Annotated in this window: 2 protein-coding genes and 1 pseudogene; all 3 read left to right on the forward strand. The window is 62.2% G+C overall.

Annotated elements, in window-relative coordinates:
• A partial coding sequence (gene tnpA / locus CFR76_RS17495; protein WP_110557949.1) for an IS66 family insertion sequence element accessory protein TnpA occupies positions 1-309 on the forward strand: 309 nt, incomplete at its 5' end.
• On the forward strand, positions 306-653 hold the full coding sequence (gene tnpB, locus CFR76_RS17500; RefSeq protein ID WP_039998196.1) for an IS66 family insertion sequence element accessory protein TnpB: 348 nt from the start codon (positions 306-308) through the stop codon (positions 651-653). The genes tnpA and tnpB, both read left to right, overlap by 4 nt.
• Positions 654-693: 40 nt before the next feature.
• A pseudogene (locus tag CFR76_RS18890) lies at positions 694-852 on the forward strand (IS66 family transposase); the annotation flags it as partial.

The raw sequence follows: 852 nt of genomic DNA on the forward strand, positions 1-852 counted from the left end.
TATACGCCGGCCTTTCGCTCCCGGGTTGTAAAAGCCTCGTTTGAAAGCGGGCTCTCCATTCGTGAAGTGGCCCGCCAGTATGGGATCCATGTCAGTCTTCTCTATCGCTGGCGGCAGGAATGCCGTCGGCGCAGCAGACGGCCTGAAGATGGACCCCTTGTGCCTGTCAGACTGGCAGAACCGGTTGCGCAGGAAGGTCAGGCGCCAGGCCAGATGGAAATTACATTCCGCGATGGCAGCATCCTGCGTTTTGGTCACGATGTTCCACCCGAGAGGGTTGAACGCCTGATCATGCTGCTGCGGCCATGATCCCGGTTCCATCGGGCGTTCGGGTGTGGCTGGCGACGGGAACGACCGATATGCGCCTTGGCATGCCGGGCTTGGCACTGCGGGTGCAGGAGGCACTGGGTCGTAATCCGCATGCTGGTGATCTCTATGTGTTCCGGGGGCGACGCGGGGATCTGATCAAGGTTCTCTGGCACGACGGGCTGGGCATGTCGCTCTACGCCAAACGGCTGGAACGCGGCCGGTTCATCTGGCCGTCACCGGCGGATGGTGTGGTGGCTCTTTCCGCTGCCCAACTCGGCTACCTGCTGGAAGGGATCGACTGGAGGCACCCGCAACGCACATGGCGGCCGGAACTGGCAGGCTGAACGCATTTTTCGGTACACAGCAGGGCCGATCCATGCTGTCATGGGCAGTATGGAGACCGGGATATCGGAGATCGATCGTCTGCGGGCGGCTCTGGCAGCATCCGAGGTGGCCCGTCAGGAGGCTGAACGGCGCGCAACGGGTGCCGAGGCGATGGTCGCGCATCTGAAATTGCTGATCGCAAAGATGCGGCAGGATCGC

The organism is Komagataeibacter swingsii (assembly GCF_003207895.1).
Lineage (GTDB): Bacteria > Pseudomonadota > Alphaproteobacteria > Acetobacterales > Acetobacteraceae > Komagataeibacter > Komagataeibacter swingsii.